Annotated in this window: 17 protein-coding genes and 1 tRNA gene; 10 read left to right on the top strand and 8 right to left on the bottom strand. The window is 68.0% G+C overall.

What is annotated here, in order from left to right; all coding sequences use genetic code 11:
- From ACJ73U_RS08280 to ACJ73U_RS08290, 3 genes are all read left to right on the top strand, one after another.
- On the top strand, positions 1–334 hold a 334-nt coding region (locus ACJ73U_RS08280; RefSeq protein ID WP_407776949.1), incomplete at its 5' end, for a PaaX family transcriptional regulator C-terminal domain-containing protein.
- Positions 331–1,137, top strand: coding sequence for a tryptophan 2,3-dioxygenase (locus ACJ73U_RS08285; RefSeq protein ID WP_407776950.1), 807 nt, complete (start codon positions 331–333; stop codon positions 1,135–1,137). The genes ACJ73U_RS08280 and ACJ73U_RS08285, both read left to right, overlap by 4 nt.
- Positions 1,134–2,321 (top strand): kynureninase, encoded by a 1,188-nt coding sequence (locus tag ACJ73U_RS08290; protein WP_407776951.1) that lies wholly within the window; start codon positions 1,134–1,136, stop codon positions 2,319–2,321. Before ACJ73U_RS08285 ends, ACJ73U_RS08290 begins: the two co-directional genes overlap by 4 nt.
- A 3-nt stretch (positions 2,322–2,324) precedes the next feature.
- On the opposite strand, the gene ACJ73U_RS08295 is transcribed toward ACJ73U_RS08290, so the two are convergent.
- Complete coding sequence (locus tag ACJ73U_RS08295; protein WP_407776952.1) at positions 2,325–2,885, bottom strand: snapalysin family zinc-dependent metalloprotease; 561 nt, start codon at positions 2,883–2,885, stop codon at positions 2,325–2,327.
- Positions 2,886–2,990: 105 nt separating this feature from the next.
- Here ACJ73U_RS08295 and cmk point away from each other — a divergent pair, with 105 nt between their 5' ends.
- The 4 genes from cmk (at position 2,991) to ACJ73U_RS08315 (ending at position 5,876) form a co-directional block, all read left to right on the top strand.
- Positions 2,991–3,722, top strand: a complete 732-nt coding sequence (gene cmk / locus ACJ73U_RS08300) for a (d)CMP kinase (protein ID WP_407776953.1) — start codon at positions 2,991–2,993, stop codon at positions 3,720–3,722.
- Positions 3,719–4,339 (top strand): lysophospholipid acyltransferase family protein, encoded by a 621-nt coding sequence (locus ACJ73U_RS08305; protein WP_407776954.1) that lies wholly within the window; start codon positions 3,719–3,721, stop codon positions 4,337–4,339. Before cmk ends, ACJ73U_RS08305 begins: the two co-directional genes overlap by 4 nt.
- Positions 4,336–5,748, top strand: a complete 1,413-nt coding sequence (gene der, locus ACJ73U_RS08310) for a ribosome biogenesis GTPase Der (protein ID WP_407776955.1) — start codon at positions 4,336–4,338, stop codon at positions 5,746–5,748. The genes ACJ73U_RS08305 and der overlap by 4 nt, the downstream gene beginning before the upstream one ends.
- Before the next feature lie 54 nt (positions 5,749–5,802).
- Positions 5,803–5,876: transfer RNA gene (locus ACJ73U_RS08315), tRNA-Pro, on the top strand.
- Between the two features lie 447 nt (positions 5,877–6,323).
- On the opposite strand, the gene ACJ73U_RS08320 is transcribed toward ACJ73U_RS08315, so the two are convergent.
- Positions 6,324–7,391 carry a tyrosine-type recombinase/integrase gene (locus tag ACJ73U_RS08320; protein ID WP_407776956.1) on the bottom strand — a complete coding sequence of 356 codons (1,068 nt, stop codon included), beginning with the start codon at positions 7,389–7,391 and terminating at the stop codon, positions 6,324–6,326.
- A gap of 1,658 nt (positions 7,392–9,049) precedes the next feature.
- On the opposite strand from ACJ73U_RS08320, the gene ACJ73U_RS08325 reads away from it, so the two are divergent.
- Positions 9,050–10,219: a restriction endonuclease gene (locus ACJ73U_RS08325; protein WP_407776957.1), complete on the top strand. Its 1,170-nt coding sequence runs from the start codon at positions 9,050–9,052 to the stop codon at positions 10,217–10,219.
- A gap of 309 nt (positions 10,220–10,528) precedes the next feature.
- Here ACJ73U_RS08325 and ACJ73U_RS08330 read toward each other — a convergent pair whose 3' ends face one another.
- The 3 genes from ACJ73U_RS08330 to ACJ73U_RS08340 all read right to left on the bottom strand — a co-directional run bounded on the left by ACJ73U_RS08330 (position 10,529) and on the right by ACJ73U_RS08340 (position 15,521).
- Positions 10,529–14,515, bottom strand: a complete 3,987-nt coding sequence (locus tag ACJ73U_RS08330; protein ID WP_407776958.1) for a tubulin-like doman-containing protein — start codon at positions 14,513–14,515, stop codon at positions 10,529–10,531.
- Positions 14,516–14,532: 17 nt separating this feature from the next.
- Positions 14,533–14,943: a hypothetical protein gene (locus ACJ73U_RS08335; protein WP_407776959.1), complete on the bottom strand. Its 411-nt coding sequence runs from the start codon at positions 14,941–14,943 to the stop codon at positions 14,533–14,535.
- Positions 14,944–15,119: 176 nt separating this feature from the next.
- A complete protein-coding gene (locus ACJ73U_RS08340; RefSeq protein ID WP_407776960.1) occupies positions 15,120–15,521 on the bottom strand; it encodes an MFS transporter in 402 nt (133 codons plus the stop codon).
- A 76-nt stretch (positions 15,522–15,597) separates the two neighbouring features.
- Between ACJ73U_RS08340 and ACJ73U_RS08345 the strand changes: the two genes are divergently transcribed.
- A complete protein-coding gene (locus ACJ73U_RS08345) occupies positions 15,598–16,338 on the top strand; it encodes a DUF2867 domain-containing protein (protein WP_407776961.1) in 741 nt (246 codons plus the stop codon).
- A gap of 122 nt (positions 16,339–16,460) precedes the next feature.
- On the opposite strand, the gene ACJ73U_RS08350 is transcribed toward ACJ73U_RS08345, so the two are convergent.
- Positions 16,461–20,057 carry a hypothetical protein gene (locus ACJ73U_RS08350; protein WP_407776962.1) on the bottom strand — a complete coding sequence of 1,199 codons (3,597 nt, stop codon included), beginning with the start codon at positions 20,055–20,057 and terminating at the stop codon, positions 16,461–16,463.
- Between the two features lie 156 nt (positions 20,058–20,213).
- On the opposite strand from ACJ73U_RS08350, the gene ACJ73U_RS08355 reads away from it, so the two are divergent.
- The gene (locus ACJ73U_RS08355; protein WP_407776963.1) at positions 20,214–20,429 is read left to right on the top strand and encodes a hypothetical protein; all 216 of its coding nucleotides are present in this window, start codon (positions 20,214–20,216) and stop codon (positions 20,427–20,429) included.
- An 81-nt stretch (positions 20,430–20,510) separates the two neighbouring features.
- Here ACJ73U_RS08355 and ACJ73U_RS08360 read toward each other — a convergent pair whose 3' ends face one another.
- A complete protein-coding gene (locus ACJ73U_RS08360) occupies positions 20,511–20,936 on the bottom strand; it encodes a transposase (protein WP_407776964.1) in 426 nt (141 codons plus the stop codon).
- On the bottom strand, positions 20,872–21,117 hold a 246-nt coding region (locus tag ACJ73U_RS08365), incomplete at its 5' end, for a transposase (protein ID WP_407776965.1). The genes ACJ73U_RS08360 and ACJ73U_RS08365, both read right to left, overlap by 65 nt.

The raw sequence follows: 21,117 nt of genomic DNA on the forward strand, positions 1-21,117 counted from the left end.
ACACTCATTCCAAAAACTACGCACAACCGATACCGCCGACGACTTCGGCGCGTTCGTCGCCCGGGTCTGGGACCTCGGCGAACTGGCCGCGCGGTACCGGGCGTTCGTCGAACACTTCAGCGACCGCCAGGTCGTCGGCGACCGCGAGGCATTGCTGCTGCGCACCAGGCTGGTGCACACGTTCCGCGAGTTCCCGTCCCTCGACCCCGAACTGCCGGAGGACCTGGTGCCGGCGCCACCACATCGCGCGGACGCCCTGCGCCTGTTCCACTCCCTGTACCCGGCGCTGGCCGCGGCGGCCCAGCGCCACTTCGACGAGGTGACGAGGCCATGACCGAATCCGTCCCGGGTGGACAGTCAGCGGCGCTGACCTACACGTCGTACCTGGCGCTCGAGGAGATCCTGGGTGCGCAGCGACCGAGGTCCGACGAGCACGACGAGATGCTGTTCATCGTGATCCACCAGGTGTACGAGCTGTGGTTCAAGCAGATACTGCACGAGCTGGAGCTGCTGCAGCGCTGCCTGGAGAAGGGGGACACGCCGCACTCGGTGCGCACGCTGCGGCGGGTGCTCACGATCCTCAAGGTCGTGGTCGCGCAGATCGACGTGCTGGAAACCATGACACCACGCCAGTTCACCAGCTTCCGCACCCGGCTCGACGCGTCCAGCGGCTTCCAGTCCGGCCAGTTCCGCGAGCTGGAGGCCGTGCTGGGCCGGCGGGACAGGCGGATGCTCACCCCGTACGCGAAGGACTCGGTGGCCTACGAACGGGTCACCGCGGCCATGTCGCGGCCGGCCGTCTTCGACTCGTTCCTGCGGTACCTGGCCGGTGCCGGCTACGACATCGCCGCCGAGCACCTCAACCGCGACGTCCGGACACAATGGACGGAGGACGAGGAGGTGCAGCGCGTGCTGATACAGGTCTACGCGGACGACTCCGGACCGTCCACGGTCGCCGACCTGCTCGTCGACCTCGACGAGGGAATGCAGGAGTGGCGGTACCGGCACGTGAAGATGGTCGAACGCACCATCGGCGCCAAGTCCGGCACCGGCGGCTCGGCCGGCGCCGCATACCTGCGCAGCACGCTGTTCCACTCCGTCTTCCCGGACCTCTGGGCCGTGCGGAGCCAACTGTGACCACCCTCGACTCGCTGCGCACCACCCCGAACGCACTGTCCATCCACTATGGACGGTTCGACGTCGCGCACCGGATGTTGCTGACCGGGCACTCCCACCAGGCCTGGCCGGACGTCGCCCTGCACGGGCAGATCGAGGCCTTCACCGACGCGTCCGCCGCCGTGGACGAGAAGTGGGACCTCGCCTTCGCCAAGGCGGACCGGTTGCGGCAGGCGTACCGCGACCTGCTCGACGACCCCGGCGGTGACATCGCACTCGGCGCCAACACCCACGAGCTGGTCGTCCGCTTCCTGTCCGGGGTGGACCTGCGTGGCCGGCCTCGGCTCGTCACCACCGACGGCGAGTTCCACACGCTGCGCCGCCAACTCGCCCGCCTCGCCGAGGAAGGCATCGAGGTCGTGCGCGTGTCGGCAACACCGGCCGACACGCTCGCCGAACGGGTCGCCGCGGAGGTCGACGACCGGACGGCCGCGGTCCTGGTTTCCTTCGTGCTGTTCGAGACCTCGCGGATCGTGCCGGGCCTGTCGGCGGTCGCCGAGGCGTGCCGGCACCGGGGGGTGGAACTGCTCGTCGACGCCTACCACGCACTGGGCGTCGTGCCGTTCTCGGTGGGGGAGCAGGGTCTGACCGACGCGTGGGTCACCGGCGGCGGCTACAAGTACCTGCAGTTGGGCGAGGGCAACTGCTTCCTGCGCCTGCCGGCACACGCGGCCACCGCGCGCCCGGTCGTCACCGGCTGGTTCGCGGAGTTCGAGGACCTGGCGGCGAAGGCGTCCGGGCTGGTCGGCTACGCCCCCGGCGGCAACCGGTTCGCCGGCGCCACCTACGACGTGACGAGCCACTACCGAGCCGCCGCCGTGCTCGACTTCTTCGCCAGGCAGGCGCTGACCCCGGCGTTCCTGCGCGAGGTCTCCCTGCACCAGAACGGTCTGCTCGCCTCCACGTTCGACCGGCTCGACCTGCCACCCGAGGTGATCACCCGGGACCGGTCCGCGCCACGCGAGGCGTTCGGCGGCTTCCTCGCGCTGACCGCCCCCGACGCGGGCGAGATCCGGAAGAAACTCGCCGAGCGCGGCGTGCTGACCGACAGCCGGGGCGACAAGCTCCGCTTCGGCCCGGCCCCGTACCTGTCGGACGCACAGCTCGAGACCGCGATCGCCACGCTCGGCGAGGTGGTGCGTTAGCTGTCAGCCGACGACGACCGCGGTCGTCATGGGCGTCGACGAGCCGGCGTACAGGCTCTGCACCCGGCTGCGTTCCGCCGCGTTCGGCGTCGCGTTGGTGCAGGACACGCCGCCCGTGCTACCGGACATCAGGCTCGAGCACGGGCCGGGCTTGTTGTCCGGCAGGCCGAGGATGTGCCCGAACTCGTGCGCGGCGATGCGGACCACGCTGTAGCCCTCGTCGACGGCTTCCTGGCCGAACCACACCGTGCCGCTCCCGCCGGGGCGGACCGGGCCCAGCGTCGAGCGTGGCCAGCCGGGGTCGGCGATGACCTGCACGTCGGCGCGCTGTCCGCTGGCGGCCTTCTGGATGTGGACGTTGGTGACGTTCGCGTTCCAGATCGCGACGCCCTGTGCCACGGCGTCCTTGTACGCGCCGGCCCGGGCGTCGCTGTAGGTGATGGTGACCGCCAGCACACCGACGTCCGCCTTCGCCTGCGGGGCGGCGGTCGCGGCGGTGCCGGTGACGAGAGTCGCGGTCAGGGCGGTGGTGGCAAGCAACCCGATGAGTGTTCGCCTGAACAAAGGTTACCTCCAGTCATTGCAGGGTGACCGAATGTTAAGGCATCGTGGGGTGTCCGGAGGGCGTCACCAGTTACCGGTCAGTTGTCACCTGGCAGAATGAGGGCGGTGACCGACCTTAGGGAGGCAAGCGCCGTGCAACTGGGCGAGCTGCGTGGTGTGATCGCGCTGGACGGCCCGTCGGGAACCGGTAAGTCAACGGTTGCCCGCCGGCTGGCCGTCAGTCTCGGCGCCGGGTATCTCGACACCGGTGCCATGTACCGGGCGGTGACGCTCGCGGTGCTGCGTGCCGGGGTCGCGACCGACGACGAGCAGGCCGTCCTGACCGCCGCCGAGCACGTCGACCTGCGGGTCAGCACCGACCCGTTGCAGCAGGAGGTGCTGTTGGGCGGGGAGAACGTCGGCTCCGAGATCCGCGGCCAGGCCGTGACGCTCGCGGTGTCGGCCGTGTCCGCGGTCGCGCCGGTGCGTGCGCTGCTGGTCGCCCGGCAGATGCGGATCATCGACGAGGTGTGCCAGGAGCGCGGCGGGATCGTCGTCGAGGGCCGGGACATCGGCACCGTCGTGGCGCCCGACGCGGGGCTGAAGGTGTACCTGACGGCGTCCTCGGAGACGCGGGCGCGCCGGCGGTCGCTTCAGGACAGAGCGTCGTTCGACGAGACCAAGCGCGACGTGGACCGCCGGGACGGGTTGGACTCCGGGCGCGCGGTCTCACCGTTGCAACCGGCCGACGACGCGGTGTGGCTCGACACCACGAACCTCGACCTCCAGGGCGTGCTGAACGAGATCATGACCCTCGTCGACGAACGCGACCTGCGCGGCGTGGCTGCCGGCAGGTGAGCGATCTTCCCGCGGGCGCCGTGCCGTGGCTGCACGACTTCGCCCGCTGGCTGGGCACCTGGATCCACCGGCCCTTCTACCGGATTCGGATCCGACACCGGGAGCGGGTGCCCCGGTCGGGGCCGGTGGTGCTCGTCGCGAACCACAGCTCGTTCATCGAGCCGCAGCTGTTGTTCGGGCTGGTGCGCCGGCGCGCGGTGTTCCTGGTCAAGTCGGAGCTGTCCCGCGGCATCGCCGGGAACGCGTTCCGCTGGATCGGGCAGATCATGGTGCGCCGCGGCGTCGCCGACCGGGAGCCGCTGATGGCGGCGGTGTCGATCCTGCGTGCCGGTGGGTTGATCGGTGTTTTCCCGGAAGGAACCCGAGGTGCCGGCGAGGTCATGCGTGCCGAACAGGGCGCGGCGTGGCTCGTGCGGATGACCGGGGCGGTCGTGTTGCCGGTCGCGACGAGGGGCACGTACCAGCGTCGTGGGTTCCGGCCTAAGCTGGACATTCTGGTCGGGGAGCCGCTCGAGTTGTCGGTCCACCGTGGACGGACGGGTCTTGTCGCCGCGACCGAGGAGATTCGCAAGCACCTGGCAGGCCTGGTGCGTGAACTGGATGAGCTGCGGAAATGACTGAGTTGGATGGCACCTGGGCGTCGGAGTCCGAGTGGACGGCGATCGACGAGGAGTTCGGCCACCCGGATGGCACCGACGACGAGCCGCCACAGCCCGTGCTGGCCGTGGTCGGGCGCCCGAACGTGGGCAAGTCGACCCTGGTGAACCGAATCCTGGGCCGACGAGAAGCGGTCGTCCAGGACAAACCGGGCGTGACCCGCGACCGCGTGGCGTACGACGCCCTGTGGAACGGCCGCCGCTTCACGGTCGTCGACACGGGCGGCTGGGACCCGAAGGCCGACGGCCTACAGGCATCGGTGACCGCGCAGGCGGAACTGGCGATGCAGACGGCGGACGCGGTGCTGCTGGTGGTCGACGCCTCCGTAGGGGCCACGACAACGGACGAGGCGGCCGCGCGGGTCCTACGTCGCTCGGACAAACCGGTCCTACTGGCCGCGAACAAGGTGGACGACGACCGCCTGATGGCCGACGTGGCGTCCCTGTGGTCACTCGGCCTCGGTGAGCCGCACCCGGTGAGCGCCCTGCACGGCCGCAGCTCGGGCGACCTGCTGGACGCGATCCTGCACGCACTCCCCGCTACTCCGCGTGAGTCGTTCACCCAGTCCCGCGGCCCCCGCCGAGTGGCCCTGGTGGGCAAGCCGAACGTGGGCAAGTCAAGCCTGCTGAACCGCCTGGTAGGCCAGGAACGAGCGGTAGTGGACGCCGTGGCCGGCACAACGGTGGACCCGGTCGACTCCCTGGTGGAACTGGACGACGAGGTCTGGCGCTTCGTGGACACCGCCGGCCTGCGTAAACGAGTGAAGACAGCCAGCGGCATGGAGTACTACGCGTCACTACGCACCCGAGCCGCGATCGAGGCCGCCGAGGTGGCCATAGTCCTGCTCGACGCATCCGAACCGATCTCCGAACAGGACCTCCGCGTCCTGACCATGGTCGTGGACGCGGGGCGCGCGTGCGTCCTGGCACTGAACAAGTGGGACCTCGTGGACGAGGACCGCCGCCACCAGTTGACCCGCGAACTGGAACGCGGCCTGGTCCGCGTGCCCTGGGCCGAGCGGATCAACGTATCGGCCCTGACCGGCCGCTCCGTGCGAAAGCTGGCGCCCGCACTACGCACCGCACTCACATCCTGGGACCAACGCGTCCCGACGGGCCAACTGAACTCCTGGCTGACGGACCTGATCGCGGCCACCCCACCCCCGGTACGCGGAGGCAAGCAGCCACGAGTCCTGTTCGCCACCCAGGCACAGACCCGCCCCCCGACACTGGTCCTGTTCACCACAGGCTTCCTGGAGGCCGGCTACCGCCGCTTCCTGGAACGAAGGTTCCGAGAGGAGTTCGGCTTCGCAGGCACCCCGATCCGACTGTCGATCCGGGTGAGGGAGAAGCGGCCCCGGAAAAGCTGAGGTTAGGGGTTACGCTAAGCTGATCGGGCACCTTCCCCGAGGGGAGGGAGCGGCCGGGCTGTGGCGCAGTTTGGTAGCGCACTTGACTGGGGGTCAAGGGGTCGCAGGTTCAAATCCTGTCAGCCCGACGGTCGCGATAGGCCCGCTGGTTCTGGATGTTTGTCCAGGTCAGCGGGCCTTTTTGCTGCCGGGATGTGGATCTTGCCGGACTGTCTATTGTGGTCTGGATGAAGATCGACAAGGGTGTGAAGGAGAAAATAAGGAGACGATCATGGTCGGGGTTTGACCAACGGCCATGTGGGGTCGCCTTGCACTCTCTCCTCCGGCATCCGGACTCAACGGGGGTCAACCGCTCCGGACCGTCGTGGGTGTGGGCCCTGTTGACGTCGGGTGAGGGTGGTTGCGCCCGGCTGGTGGCGGCGTGGGCTGGTTGGCGCCCGGTCTGGACGGCTGCGGTGTCACCGGGTCAGTTGATCGCGGCAGGCGGGCTGCGGAAGACACATTGTCGCGAATTGATGGAACGAGGACGGCCGCTGCCTCAGGGGAGGCAGCGGCCGTGTGTGGTGCGGGGTGGGTTAGGCGGTCAGGTCGATGATGGGTGCGGCTGTGGCGGGTAGTGCGAGTCGGCTGATGTGATCCGCTCCTCGGGTGGGGGCGGTTTCGGGTGTGGTGTGGGTGAGGGTGTGGAGTGCGGTGGTCCAGCGGTGTTGGAGGGCGGTGGTGAGGCGGGTTTCGATTTCGGGGGCGACGTGGCTGTAGATGTGTTCGATTTTGTCGGGGATGCGGTGTCCGAGTCGGCGGGCTTGGGCGACGTCGGGTATGCCGTCGGCGATGAGCCAGGTTTTGTGGCTGTGTCGGAGTCCGTGGAAGACGAGTCCGGGGGCGACAGGGTGGACCCGGGTGCGGGGTCGGGTGCGGTGGTGGTTGCCGTCGGCGGCGGGTCGCATAACGCGGCGGGCGAAGTTGGACCTGCGGAGTAGCTCGCCTTCGCCGGTGACGAACACGTGCGGATGGCCATGACCGTCAAGGTGGGTAGCGAGCAGGTCGACGAGGAAGGGTGGGAGGGTGATGGTGCGAGCGGACTCGGCGGTCTTGGGTGGCCCGAGCTCGAGCCGCCCGTTCACCTCGTGCAGTGCCCCCGTGTGGGGGTCGATGACGATGACGCCGTCGTCGAGGTGGGTGTTGCGGCGTTGGAGGCCGGTGAGTTCGCCCCAGCGGGCGCCGGTCCACGCGGCGGTGAGTATCAGGACGGCGGCCCAGTCTCCGACCAGCGCGGCGGCTTGGGCGGCGACACCCAGGACTTGTTCGGGGGTGGCCCAGACCCGTTCGGTGCGGATCTCGTGTCGACGCTTGCCCCGCCGGCGGGGCTGGATGGGATTGACGGCGATGAGGCGTTCGTCGGCGGCGTCGGCCAGCATCATCGACATGACCTTGGTGATCGTGGTGACGGTGGCGAGGGCGTAGCCGTCGGCGCGGAGGTTCTTGGCCCAGGTGTGCACCGCCAATCCGGAGATCGCGTCCAGGCGAGTGGTGCCCCAGCGGGTAAGGATGTGGTTGCGGATCAGGCTGCGGTACTGGGCTTCGGTGGTCGCGGCGACGTCGAGCGCGTCGAACCAGGTGACCGACCACTCCTCGAGCGTCAACTTCCCACCGTCAGGGTCGAGGAACTGGCCGCGGCGTTGGTCGGCCTCGATCTCGTCGGCTTTGTTCTCCGCAGCAGTTTTCGAGGTGAATCCGGATATCGTACCGAAACCACCACTGTCTTTCGGGAACCGTACCCGCCAGGTCTTTTTGCCGCTCTTTTCAACGAAAGCCATCGAGAATCCCCTGCTGAGAGAAGGTGCGCGTTGGTTTTGACGAACCTATGGACGCTCCATGTTCGTCAAATGTCAAGCGATCATCACAAAGACTTTGTGTCCGCGTGGAAGTCCTTGTGGAGCAGAACTCGCAAAGTTAAGAGAAGTGCTGATATGAGGTTGCGCTGTTGTCGGCGATGCTCTCGATGTCTGCGCGGGAGAATCGTAGATGTTTTTCCTATGAATCGGCACGGTATTGCGCGGGCGGCGGCTTTGCGTCGTAGCCAGGATGGGCGGACCTGCAGCAGGGCGGCTGCCTGCTCGGCGGTGTAGAGCAGTGGCGCTCCGAGGCTGGAGTCGGCGCGATCTGCACGGTTTGTGTCGGCTTCCGCGGCTACCCCGGTTGAGGTGGGCGTGGGTCGGGCGAGATCGCGGTGTGGTCGGTGGTCAGGAACTGTCTGGTCGCCCTCGATGGAGGAAACAGAGCTGTGAGCGTCAGGCACGGCCGGGTCCGGGTGCGACCTGGTCTCGGGCGTGTCGTGTGTGACTGAGGACGTCTTGCGGTGGGCTGCGCGTGGTGTGAGCCGGCGGTGGCTACGGCGGGCGGGTAGAGGGGTCACGGGGTGCCTCCGATGCGTGTGGGCGGTTGCGGTGACACCTCTGAACTCCGAAAAACAGGCCTGTTGGGGACAGCTCGCACCAAGAAATTCTCCGCCCGCCCCGCTCCGATGACGACGCGGCGGCTGTCTCCGGGCCCGGAGACGACGGCAACACCATCGTGGCGAGCCATCCGGAGTCGGAGCACCCACCCCTGCCCATGCCGGACGAGCAACCCGGTGCGGCTACCGCAACCCCCTGCGACGAGCACCGCATCGACACAGATCAAGAGCCGCGCTGACCTGCGGTGATACGCCGTATGAGGCCGGTTTGGGTTCTGTCTAGGCGACTCGACGCAGCACTCCACCGTTCGATGCATCATGGCTCGCGTCACTCCTGCACTCGCTTCCGACGGTGTGTGCGTTCGAATCCCCGGGGCGGCTCGCGCAGGATGCACACGGCTTCTGAATCCGTCCAGCATGCTCAACCGTCTCACATGAACGGGCCGTATCTGGTGGAGAAGCCGCTGGTCATTGAGGCACGAGTGCAGTTGGTGATGGAGCGGCGGAAGCGGGCGGGGCAGTGATGACCGCCGATGTGCTGGCCCATGATGCAGCATCTCGTCGCAGGTTCGAGTCCTCGGCGGGAGTACCAAAGGATGGGAACAGGGCTGACCTGCGCATTCGTACCGGCAGCTTGGTTGTGGAGGCGCGCTTCGCGCTGCTGCGACCTGATGTGTCCGGAGGGTAGGTGCTGACCCGCTCGGCAGGACCAGTAGTTACGGACATCCCCTCAGCTCCGCGTGCCGTGAACGTCCGCTCTGCCGACGAGCGTATGTTGTCGACCTATCCGGTTGAGTTGGCCCGGTCGGGCTCGGTCACCGTCGGCCGTCTGGAACGCTGGTGCCCGTGGAGCTTGACGATCTGCTGAACGCCATGGATCGAGCCGCTGCCAACTTGGCCAAGCTCGAGGACGTCTGGCGACGTGCCAGGGCGTTCATACCGACTGGGCCAGCGCGGGGTTCTCACCCTGAGTATGACGATCTGCGGCGCGCGTGGTCGGATCTTCTATCTGGCCTACCTCAGATCGACGGCTGGACGATCACGGACGATCTGCCTGATAGCGACGAGATCGGGCAGATGTTCATCGACTACTTCGAGATCAGCGAGCCACCGATCGGGGCATTCGAAGCAGGCGAGCAGCCAGCCAAGGACCTGGCCGAGTACCGGTACCGGCTCAACCGCGCTCGACGCCGAGCCGCCCGTGAACGGCTCGCTCAACTGACCACGGTCATCGACGCCTCGTTGCCGCGCCTGCTCGTCGACGTGGCACGCGACTCGCAAGCACGGCTCGAAGGTCCGGAGGTGGACCAGATCACGACGGCAGTCGACGAGATCGAGCGGCTGCTCGGCGACACCGCCCAGCGTCGTGGCCGATGGAGCGACCTCCATCGCCACCTGCACTTCGGGCAAGGACACGACTGGTACGACATCGCCGAGTTTGACTGGCCCAGCGTCCGTCCTGACATCGAGGCCAGCACACTTGCGGACTCCGATCCGCTCCCAGTCCCCGACATCGACCTGGGCCAAGCCGCTGCGGGGCACCTCACCGGCACAGCCACCACCGCCCTGCCGTGGGACCGTCTCGACGACGACGGTTACGAACGCTTGCTCTTCGACCTACTCCGTAGCTTCCCGGAACACGACAACGTGCAATGGCTCATGCAAACCCGGGCCCCCGACCGCGGTCGGGATCTCTCCTTGGACCGCGTCCTGCGCGACAGCACCGGTAGCGCACGCCACGAGAGGGTCATCGTCCAGGCCAAGCACTGGCGCAAGAAGTCCGTCGGTCCAGCGGACGTCTCCAACACACTGACCGTCGCCAGACTTTGGGAACCACCGGTCATCCGAGGTCTCATCATCGCCACCACCGGTCGCTTCACCGCAGACGCCGTGGACTGGACAGAGAAACACAACAACACGGGTGCGGCCCCGCTTATCGAACTCTGGCCCGACAGCAGGCTGGAAAGCCTCCTCGCTCAGAAGCCTCATCTCACAGCGAGTCACGGCCTTCGGTAACAGGTCGTCGTAGACAACGCATCGCACGCACATGCCGAGAAGCGGATGCTCAACAGTCTCCGGCCGATCCTGTCGATGATCACGCTTGGGTTTGGGCAAACCACCCAGATGCCTCAGACAGCTGAGACCGTTGACTTTGCGCGTCGAAGTGATCTGCCGTGCGCTACATCATCAACGTGCGGATATGGGCACACAATGAACCACGTAAATTCGCTGGCCGACGCACGGAAGCTACCGGACAAGCTGGAAATATCTGGGCGAGTACGCGGAATTTCAGGACCTCGTTCTTTTTGATGCACACGCCCGGATTCAGGTCAACCCGAAGTATCTCATGGCACCCATCAGGGTCATTTCCGAATCGGGCCTCGGCATTCGAAGCGCTCCAGGAAGCGTCAAACGCCAGAACTGATCATAAACCTCCAGATCCGGGCCCTCGTCTGAGGCCTGGGTTTGCCGAATCTCCTCTGCGGCAGCGAGTTCCGTCGCAGCGATGTCGACAATCGCCGTGAACACCGGACCGGGCGGTCGAGCAAAGTCAGCCGGAGCGGCAGACATGATACTGGCCGCGAGGGAGGTCCGAATCGACTGGTCATCGGCGAGGATCCAGCTTTCATAAGCCATCAGCAGACTCGCCCACGACGAAAGTGTACCGAGACGCTTCAGCTTCAGCTTCAGCTTCAGCTTCGTCGAGACGGAGGAGTCGGCTCTGTCCGCCATGACAACGACTTCCTCCGGCGAAGAGAGGTCGCCGCTCACTTCAATCCTGCCGCCCCACGCGGCACAGAGCAGCCGGTTCAGCACCCGAACCCGGTCCGCCTCCACCATCAGAACGTATCGACTATTCGGCTTGAAACGCCTGCGCAAGGCCGGCATGTCACGAGGCTCCGCTCCGTTCTGGGCATCGACCCAGAGCGCGATCGCGCTGCGCGCTTCGGGCACGTCAGTGATCGCCATTGCCGTGCGGGTGGCGGTCACGACGAACACCTCTCCCTGTGTAGCCCGAAACTCCGGCTCGTGTACAAGATCCGTCGGCAGGAACACTTCGCGTCGCAGGAAACGTTCGATTTCCCTGTCGCCGCACGCGGCAGGATAGGTGAACAGCACCCGGAGCGGGCCATTGCCGGCGGGGATGAATCCGCCGGGTACAAGTCCGGCGAGCTTTTCCCGGAGACGCTGTACATGCTCGGTGATGCTCGTGTCTTGGCGATGAACAGCCTCGGCCAGCAGGACATCCAGCGACGGGAATAGAGTGAGCCGATCGGCGCCCGGGTGGAGCTGGTCGGCGACGGCTTCCCGGACCCGCCGACGAACCTCGGCGACGGCGCCGTCTGGATCGCGACGGCCCAAGTTGTAAGCATCGACCCAGCCGTCCTCACCCAACAAGAGGTTCACGATTTCACCCTCGTGAGTGTCGGGAGACAAGCTGTTGTCCCTCCTGAGCTGGCTCAGGACCTCGCCGTAGAAGTCATCGAGCCCACCAGTCTCGAACGGCAGCAGGTAGGAGGCTCCGACACGCGGCCGGTTGAGGTCTGCAGAGCGCCGTGTGAACTGCTGCGGCTCGGTGTCGGCGAAGGCTTGAAACTGTCGGTGGATTGCATTGATCTCCTCGAGGGTCGCCCGCCACGGCTGACTGTCCTTCCAGGCGGCATCCCAGACGTGCCGGGTCCGCCACAGATACCACGAGTCCTGCCGCCGGATGACGTCCTGAACCGCGTCGTCGGTGATCCGTAGCCGTGGCCCGAGCCTCCTCGCAAAACTCCCGGGCCGCGGAGGATCCGCAGTGTGGGAACCGGTCGGCTCGGCGGGCTGTGAAAGCCATCCGTCCAGCAGCCCCTGTATCCCTCCTCGCCCAGCGGCAGCCATCTGGGCCGGATGTCCGAGCAGCACCCGTCGCAGCCGGAACACGTCGACTTCACGCAGCATCGCAGTGGTCGCGGCGAGCGGAGCGAAATCGCTGGCCGGCATCGCCATGCTGCCGTTGGACATGTCCAGCACCTTGGCCGAAAGGATGTCCGCACGTTCATTCAGCCAAGCCACGATCCGGTCCCGCCCGACCAGGTTGGCAAGAGTCTTCATCGTCGGCGGATCAACGGTAAGCAGCGGATCAAGGCCGGACAGCAAAACAAAACGCCGGACCAGATCCTGATTCGATTCGGCGGAGGATGTGGCAGTCAAGTCAACGACCGCGTTGGCCACCAGGCGTGCGCTGACGATGTCGGTGATTTCTCGCCGCGGCACCATCAGCTCGGCCACCGCCACGGTGGTCGCACCGCAGCGACCGACTCCAGTGTGGGCCACCGCATAGCGCTCGACCTGGCTGTTGACGAACCCGTCGGCGATCGACCGCGATGGCCTCGGTCCCTCGCCATCGTCGACTTCACCGGCGCCGGTCAGCATGGTCATCATCGACACCATGGATCTCCGGACGTCGTCCGCTCGGACACCGGCCGACCCGCCGAACAGCAACGCCGTCTTCACAGTGCCAGCCGGCAGGTGGATCTCTCCCAGGTGTGGGTATCGCACCCCTAGCTCTGGCGTCGCTGGCTGGCCGAACCGGTTTTGCGAGTTCTGGTCGTCAACCAGACGGAACAGATCGGCCAGGGCAGAGCCGGCGTTGAGTTGCGCCGCTCGGCCGCCACCCGCCGCCCCTTCGAACGCCGATGGCATGAGGACAAGGGGATAGATCTCCGCCCTTTTGCCGCCCCGACGCAGCAGGTCACCGACAAGGTGCAAGTAGTCGTAGAAGAGACCACTGCCTGTTCCTCCGGCTAGCGAGAACACCACGAACACGGTAATCGGATCGGCGCGCTGAGCTTGTTTGCCGCTTACGGCAAACAAGTCTCCGCCGGACTCATTGATTGCGCTGACCGCCTGCCTAATGCAGAAGAGGGCTGAATCGGGGTTACGGCGGATGGTTTCGAACAGTGCCGCGCGCCCGACCGTCGGTAACTGCCCAGTCCCGAGGTAGAGCGGGCCGATCGTCGGCGTGAACTCCGCAGAGGGCAACCAGTCGATGACGTTCTGGTCGTCGATGTTGATACGGAGGATTTCTGCCACTTCGGCGAAGTCGTCGAGCCGGACGGGAGCGAGATCGGCGAGGTGCATGGTCTTCCGCGCGGCTTCGTCGTGCTCACGCCCTGGCACGGCCTCTTTCCATATCTGCTGTAGCTCGCCGACACTCACATCGGCGTAGACGAACTGCAAGCACGATGGCAGCTGGTAAGGCATGAAGGTCTCGAACCATGGATCGGACAGCAGCCCTCTGCCGTCCGGCCCGCACAGCTCCGCACGCAGCCTTCGTTCCAGCCCCGCTCCGACCTTCGCCCCTGTGCCCCCGAGCCCGAGGAAGAGCATCGGCTGCTGGATCTGCATGGGCCGGTATGAAGACCGCTGACGCCGCGTCCGTCTCCGGACAGCGTGTCCTGGTTTGCTCGCGTGGGGGTAGTCCGGGACCTGCGTATCGTGCCTCGGCTCCGCCGCGGCGACAGGGAGCAGGGAGGGGGCGAGCGAGGTACCGGCCTGTTCGATCGCCAGCGGCGAAAATCCCAGTTCACGGCACAACTCGGCTGCGTACTCGACCCTGGCTCCAGGGTTGCGCGTCCGCACGACCCTGGTCATCAACTCGACGGCGTCACGCTCATTCAGCACATCGAGGTCGACTGGGGTGGCGATGTTATGCCACCCGTGGGCTTGGCGGCTGGTCATGAGCACGGTGCCGGTCCGCATTCTCTGCAGTAACGATGAGGCGAGGTCGGGGGAGGTCACGTTGTCGAGGACCAGGAGCCAGCCGTCGTGTGTGGCGAGCCATCTGATCCCCAGTTCGCTACGTTGCTCACGCGGTAGCTCGGTCGTTTCCGGAGCCAGCGCGCCGGCCAGCTCGGCCAGACTGGTGTTGATCGCGGCTGGTGAGTCCGCGGTGATCCACCATTGGAAGTCGAATGTGCCGGTGTTGAGTTTGGCGAATTGGGCTGCCAAAGCGCTCTTGCCTACCCCGGCCGGCCCGTGCACCGCGACCACGGCGGTCCGACCAGGGTCGCTCATAATCTGCTCAAGCTGCCGCAGCTCGCGGGAACGGCCCACGAACAGCGCCGTTTCAGCGGGTATCCGCGACAGGCTCGGGATCGCCCAGATCGACTCCATCGCGGGCAGCGGGGCCTTCGGGTAGTAGTTGTGGTTGTTCTGGGTGTTGTGGTCGCCTACCTGGACGCCCTGGCTGTCGCGGACCTCCTGTGCCGATGGCTTTTGGCTTTCCGGCTGCGAAAGGTCAGCTGTTCGGTCTGGGTCGTGTGGAATCACGGGCGTCGCCGAACGGGTCAGTTGAAGGTGTTGTTCTGGGTGTTGTGGTCACCCACCTGCACGCCTTTGTTGCCGTGCAGCAGTACCCGGTACTTGCCGGTGTGGTCCCCGTCGGGATCGGTCAGTTCCAGCACCTTCAGCGCCGCCGCTACCAGCTCTTCATTGGCTTCGGCGTCCGCCGCGGTCAACGCGGCGGTCAGCTCCCGCCGCCCTACGGTCCCGCTATCGTCGTCTACCGGTGCGACCGCGTCGACTTCCACCATCTCCACGACCCCAGCCAGCACCGGCTCCGCTCGGCGCAGCACCCGCAGAGCCAGCGTCTTCACGCCGGCGTAGGCGTCCTTCACCGCCGTCGACGCCGTCTCCCCCGCCCCGGCCGCAGCACCGGCAGCCAACGCCGCCACCACCAGCTCCACCGACTCGACCACACCAAACCCCCTTCGCCTAGACCATCAACCACCAGTATCGGCCAAGCCGAGCAGGCTGCTACAAGTTCCACTGAACCGCGAGCACCCTGAGCGTCCGCTCATGCCGCATAGCGCGTTCGGTGACCGACGTTTCCGCGCAATCCCGCCTCCTGGACACCAACACCAGTTGGGCACGTTCACCCGTGTGTGACACATTCGCGCGTACGTCGATACGGCGACGTTCCTGCGCGGCGGATGGCGTAGATGATCGCCGAGGCTACGAGCAGTCCGGGGATGACGGAGATCAGGATCGCGGCGCGCACGGAGAACACCGCGACCAGGCCAAGTGCGAACAGCGGGCCGACGATTGCACCGAGGTTGTCCATCGTGCGTTCGAACCCGTAGGCACGTCTGTAAGCCGACGCGTGCAAGGCGTTGCGAGCCGGGACGCGCAGACCGCGGGCGGCCCAGGCGGCGCTGCGTAGCAGGCCGATCGTGACCACATTCCCGGAGGTGCCGATCAGCGAGGGCAGCACGGCGGTGGCGGTGTGGCCGACGACCGCCAAGCGGCGGTGCTCGACGTCGTCGGCCAGGGCCACCGACGAACCGGCCCACGCTGGCCAATCCGTCGGAGATGCTCTCGATCAGCTCGAGCACCAAGGCGGGCGCGCCGACGTGCTCAGCGACGCCGACATGATGCGCCGGTACGTCTGGGTGGCCGACCTGCACCCGCGCCGCATCCTGCCGGTGCGCCCGCTCAGCCCGTGGTTGTCCGCGCACTGGGTCGGTCTGATCACCCCGGTGCCCAACGCGATCGCCCGCCCACTGGTCGCCAGCCTCGTCCACGAGGCGGTGGCCCGGGAACAGGACATCGAAACGTACTCTCCGGGCGGGCAGCGACCGATCGGCTGCGACGAGGCGGTCCGGCTCGCCCTCGGCAAGATCCGGGCCGAACGTGGAGACCCGCTGGTCGACGGCGACCGCCTGGGACGCGGCGGCCGAGCCGTTGCCCAGCGCCCCGTACTGGTCCGGCGGCATGGGCTATTTGACGAGCGCTCGCGCGAGGTGCACGCCCCCGCCGACGCCCTGTGGCGGGTGATCGAGGCGGTCGGCGGCGACAACGGGCGGTACTCGTTCCCGCTCGCCTGGTCGATCCGTTGGTGGCTGGACCGGCTGGCCGGCGGGGTCGGCCTGCGCCGCGGCCGACGGGACGCCCACCGGTTTCGCGTCGGCGAGGAACTGGACTGGTGGCGGGTCGAGGAACCGGTTCCGGGTCGGCTGCTGTGCCTGCGAGCCGAGATGCGGGTGCCCGGACGCGCCTGTGTGGAAATGGCGGCCGACCCGGACGGCGAGGGCCGCACCGCCTACCGGCAGCGCGCCGTCTTCCTGCCGCGCGGGCTGGCCGGGCACGCATAGTGGTCTCGGTGCTGCACTTCCACGGCATCGTCTTCGCCGGGATGGCCCGCAACATCGCGAAGGGAGGGCACCGAGCCAGGACGGCGTCCGTCCGGTTCGAGATGACCACCGAGCAGGTGTTTTCAGGCATCTGGAGGGACGATCTCGAAGCGGGCGTGCGCCGGAAGCGTACGCAGGTCAACCGGTACCGGGCCGGCCTTGGTGGTGCGACGGACCTCCACCTTGCGCTCGTCCACCACGTCGGCGAGCAGCCGGCGGACGCCCTCGACCGAGCAGCGGTGCTTGGCGGCGATCTGGTCGAGGGTTGTGGTGGATCCTGGGGCCACCCGGATTAGTAGTTCCTTGGGGGCGTCGTCGTCCCGCGGCTGGGAGCGCCGGTGTTCCAGCCAGTCCGGCCCGAGTCGGGCCAGCAGCGTGCCTCGGATCCCGAACACGCGTCGGTGGACCTCCTGATGGGACTTCCGGTCCCGGTCCGGGAGGCGGTCGTAGATCTCGATCGCCTCATCAGCGGAGGCTAGTGTCTTGCTGGGCGTCCGGTTGGTGACCAGACCGCAGTGTGCCTGCGCAGTCAGCGATAGCAGCAGGTCGGTCTGATGCTCCGGGGTCGCCGACGGCAGCGAGCGGAGTATCCGCACCGCCTCGTCGGCCGGGCCGATCGACTGACTGCGCTGCGGCTGCTCAGACCACGCCAGTCCGAGGGCGGTCAGGGCCAGGCCCAGCGCGCGCCGGTGCGCCGGGTCCGCGGCCGCGGTGGGTCGAAGGGCGGCGACCGCCTCCTGGAGTGCATCGAACGACTGCCGGGGACTGCCCGCCGTAATCTCCGCTAGGAGCAGCTGGGCCAGCTCCGCCGGATCAGCGACGGCCAGACGCAGGCGGCGCACCTGATGGCGGAGGGCAACGTCGAGAGGACGTCGATTCTCGCGGTCGGCCGTGATTACGGTGGTGGCGGCCGCGGTCAGTGCGCTACCGAGCCCGTCATCCGGGCCGGCCACCTCTTCGTCGGTCAGGCTGGCGACCAGATCGGCGAGTTCGGCGGCGGCCGCATGGGCGTCAGCCGGCCGCCCCGAGGCAAACAGCCCGAGGCACCTTCGGCCGGTGAGCCTCGCCAGCCGTGCCCGGTACCGACCCGGCTCTGCGGCTGCGCGCCGCCGTACTATGTCGCTGGCCTCGTCGAGCCGGGACACAGCCTGCTCGGGTCGCCCGGCGATCGTCGCCTGCCGCGCCAGTTCCTCCAGCACGTTGACGACATCGACGTCGTGCGCCTGCGGCCGATCCGCGGCGAGCAGCCGGGCGAGCGCGAGCGCCTCCTCGGCTGCGTCGGCCGCCGCATCGAGCTGCTCCAGCTGGCGGTGGCACATCGCCAGATTCAGCACGCACCGGACGAGGTGTGCCCGATAGGCGGGGTTGATCGCGGCCAGCCGGCGGTGGACGCCGGCCGCCTCCGCGGCGGCGGTCAGGGCCTCATCGTGCCGGCCGAGGTGGGTGTGCACGACGGCGAGGTTGTTCATCGCCATCGCGAGATTGGGTAGATGCTCGTCCGGGGTGGCGACGGCGAGCGGCCGCAGGAGGGTCACGGCCTCGAGCGCGTCGGAGGCAGCCGGCTCGGCCTTGCCGATGCTGAGCCGGGCGATGCTTAGGTTGTTCAGGGCGACGGCCAAGTCGGTGACGTCGGCGGGCCGATCGCGGTAGTAGTCCACTGCGGACCGGGCGAGGGCTTCTGCATCGGCCACCTCGTCGGTCTCGACCAGGATCCGCGCGAGATTGACCGATAACGTGGCCAGCACTGCGGGCGCCGGTCCGGCCGCGATACCTTCCTGCAGCGCGCGCGCTGCGGCGACGCGGGCGCCGTTCGCCATCAGGCTCGACCCCAATATATTGAGGGCAGATGCGAGGTCATCCGCCACCGCCGCCTGGTCCGCGACTCCCCGCAGAAGTCGGACCGCCTCCTGCGCGTTGGTCAGTGCGTCCGCCGCCTCTCCGGCGGCGAGCTGCCGGTCGGCCAGCAGCCGCAGCAGCGCGGCATAGGTGATCGGATCCCGGTCGGCCAGACCGGGATCGACCGAGCGGACCAGCGAGGCGGTGATCGCCGCGGCGCCCAGATCAAGGTCGACGTGCCGGAACGGCACCTCCATCGCCACGTCGTAGAGCAGCCCGGGCGGAACCCCCGGAAGGGCGGCCAACCGCACCAGGCTCGCCCCGCCCGCCGCGACGGCGCGGCCGGGTTGCTCGCCCAACATCGGATAGAGCACCTCGTCCGCCACATGCCGCCAGCGGCGCGCCGTCTCGACCAGCATGCGGACGGACGCACCGGTCCACGGCGCCGGCTCGACCGCGAGCAGCCGGGACACCGCTCCGGTCGTCCAGCCGTCCGGCCATCCACTGCTGTCCGCGTGCACATGCCCGGGAATCATCAGACCGATGAAGTCCTCGGCCAGCCGGTCCGGGTAGAGAGGTTCGAGGGCCTCCCGCGGATCGCCCGGCGGGTAGCAGACCGCGTGATCGTCGAGCACGCTGTCCGACTCCGGCACCTCGACGGCGCGCAGCGCGGCCTCGGCCTGCACCCGCGGCATCGCACCGGTGAGAGCGGCGGTGAACACCGCCCGGCCCATCCAGCGCGGATCGGTGCCGATCGTGGTCTCGGCCCACAGTGCGCGTTCCCGGTCGAGCAAGTAGGCCGACAGCGCGTCCGGCGCGTCCGGCACCGGGACACCACGCCGCCGGGCGTCGACGGCGACCAGCGCGGCTATGTGTACGGCGAGAACCGATCGGAACCCCGACTTGTCCAGCGACGGTGGCGGCTCGACCGATTCTACGGGCCGACCGAGGGCTTCGGCGAAATGCCGGCTCGCGGTCGCGAACAGGGCGGCACGGTCGAGTTGGTCGCCCAGCGGCGCCAACTCGCGTGCGTCGGCCGGCGCGGCCAGGTCACTGTCGAGGCGGTGCCGGATCCGCGACCACCAGTAGCCCGCGGAGCGTGCGAGCAACAGCAGCCGTACAGCCGAGCCGGTCTGCGCGCCGAGCCGGCGGAGCTGCCTGGCGAGCTCGACCAGAGCGGCCGCGGGCCAACGGTCGGCGTAGTCGACGACCGCCAGCACCGGACCGGCCGGCACGGTGACCTCGGTTGTCCCGCGACCGTCCACCGCCTGCCACACCGTCCAGCCCTTGCCTACACGCCCGGCGAAGTGTCGCGCCAGCCGTGACTTGCCCTGCCCGCCGCCGGCGTGAATCAGGCGCACCGCGAACGGCGCGGTCGAATCCTGCCAGGCGGCTAGGTCGGCGAGGTCGTCCGCGCGGCCGACGAACGGCACGACCTGATGGACCGGGGCCAGCAGCCGGCCTGGCTGCGCCCGCCCGCCCGCCGCATCGATCGGCGCGGCCGAGAGGGAAAACGGCAGGATCCGGTACGACGGGGATTCGTCGAGCACGGGACGCGGCGGCGTGGCGCGAGGCGGCGGGAAAGCGCTCGCGGCGAGATGGAGCGCGGGCCAGCTGTTGCGGTGTGCTGGCGCTTGGAGGGGCGGATGTCCGCAAGCGCCGAGGATCCGGTCGAGGGTCTCGGCGGTCGGCACGGACGGTCCGCGGAGGGCTCGCGCGGCCGCATCGACCGAGATATCGGCCGCCGTAGCGAGCTCGCGCCGGGACCGGAACTTCCGGAACACTATCTCGCTCAGTTTCTCCCTCAGGAGTTCCGCGGCTTTCGCCGATTCCTCCGGAGTCACGCGGGCCATCGGTGTCCGTCCGGTGTCCGCCGGTGTCCGCCGCACCCATAGGGCTTTTCCTGCGCCGACGCTTCGACGTGTCCGGCGGTGCCTGGCGGCCGCCTAGCCGAGCGGCGCATGGTCGAGGCTCCGCACAACCACATCGGAGGGTTCGACATGTCCGTACGGTTCAGCCTGCTCCTGGTCGCACTGGTGCTCGGCGTGGTCATCGCATTGGTCCTCGGTCTGGTCGCCGGGTTTCTCGCTTGGGTTGCCGGGGCACACCCGGCCACCGCCGTACTCCGCGGCGGGACATGCTCGATCGGTGTCCTCGTCATGGTGGCGGCGATCCTGACTCTGTTCTGGACCGCCGCCGGCAGGGATGCAAGTTAGCAGGGCGGCGGGTCGGCGCGCCCTGGACGCCGAGGGCGCCGCCGGCCGTCCGCTGCGACTTACAGAAGACACTGGCACCGATCAGTACGATGTGAGCGCGGACTCCAGGGCCTTGGCGATCTTGCGGTGGCTGGCGGCGTTGGGTGGTCGCCGTCGGCGGCCAACAGGGGCGTGTCGTTCCGGGTGCCGGAGACGCCCTTGAAAGGGATGAAGACGTCGACGTACCTGGCGCCCCGGTCCCAGGTCGCGGCCATCGCCGCCGCGGCAGCGGCCCGGATCGTCGGCCCACCGTTTCGGCAGGTAGAGCTGATGACCGCTGAACGGGTGCCCGGCCGGCCCGGCATACAACATCATGACCGCGACCTGGCAGTTCTCCGCCTGATTAGTCGCCCCGCAGCGCTGCGGGGCGCCCCCGACGGACTTGTCACCCTTCTTAGAGTTCCTAACAAAGTCGTGCGACGTGTCGCCAGGTGATGATGCAGGTGGCCAGGCCGAGGAATGCCTCATGGATGTCGTCGCGGCGTTCCCAACGGATACGTAGGCGTTTCATGCCGTGGTACCAGGCCACGGTGCGCTCAACCACCCACCTGACCTTGCCCAGACCGGAACCGTGGGGCTGACCACGGCGGGCAATCCGTGGGCGGATGCCTTTGGCACGCACCTTCTTGCGGTACTTGTCGTGATCGTA

Origin of the sequence: Actinophytocola sp., assembly GCF_045807065.1 — a bacterium.
In the GTDB taxonomy this organism is placed as follows: Bacteria; Actinomycetota; Actinomycetes; order Mycobacteriales; family Pseudonocardiaceae; genus Actinophytocola.

Coding starts and splice junctions, on each gene's coding strand:
- ACJ73U_RS08360 (WP_407776964.1), bottom strand. CDS start 20,936: ATGAGGCATTCCTCGGCCTGGCCACCTGCATCATCACCTGGCGACACG.
- der (WP_407776955.1), top strand. CDS start 4,336: ATGACTGAGTTGGATGGCACCTGGGCGTCGGAGTCCGAGTGGACGGCG.
- ACJ73U_RS08355 (WP_407776963.1), top strand. CDS start 20,214: ATGTCCGTACGGTTCAGCCTGCTCCTGGTCGCACTGGTGCTCGGCGTG.
- ACJ73U_RS08285 (WP_407776950.1), top strand. CDS start 331: ATGACCGAATCCGTCCCGGGTGGACAGTCAGCGGCGCTGACCTACACG.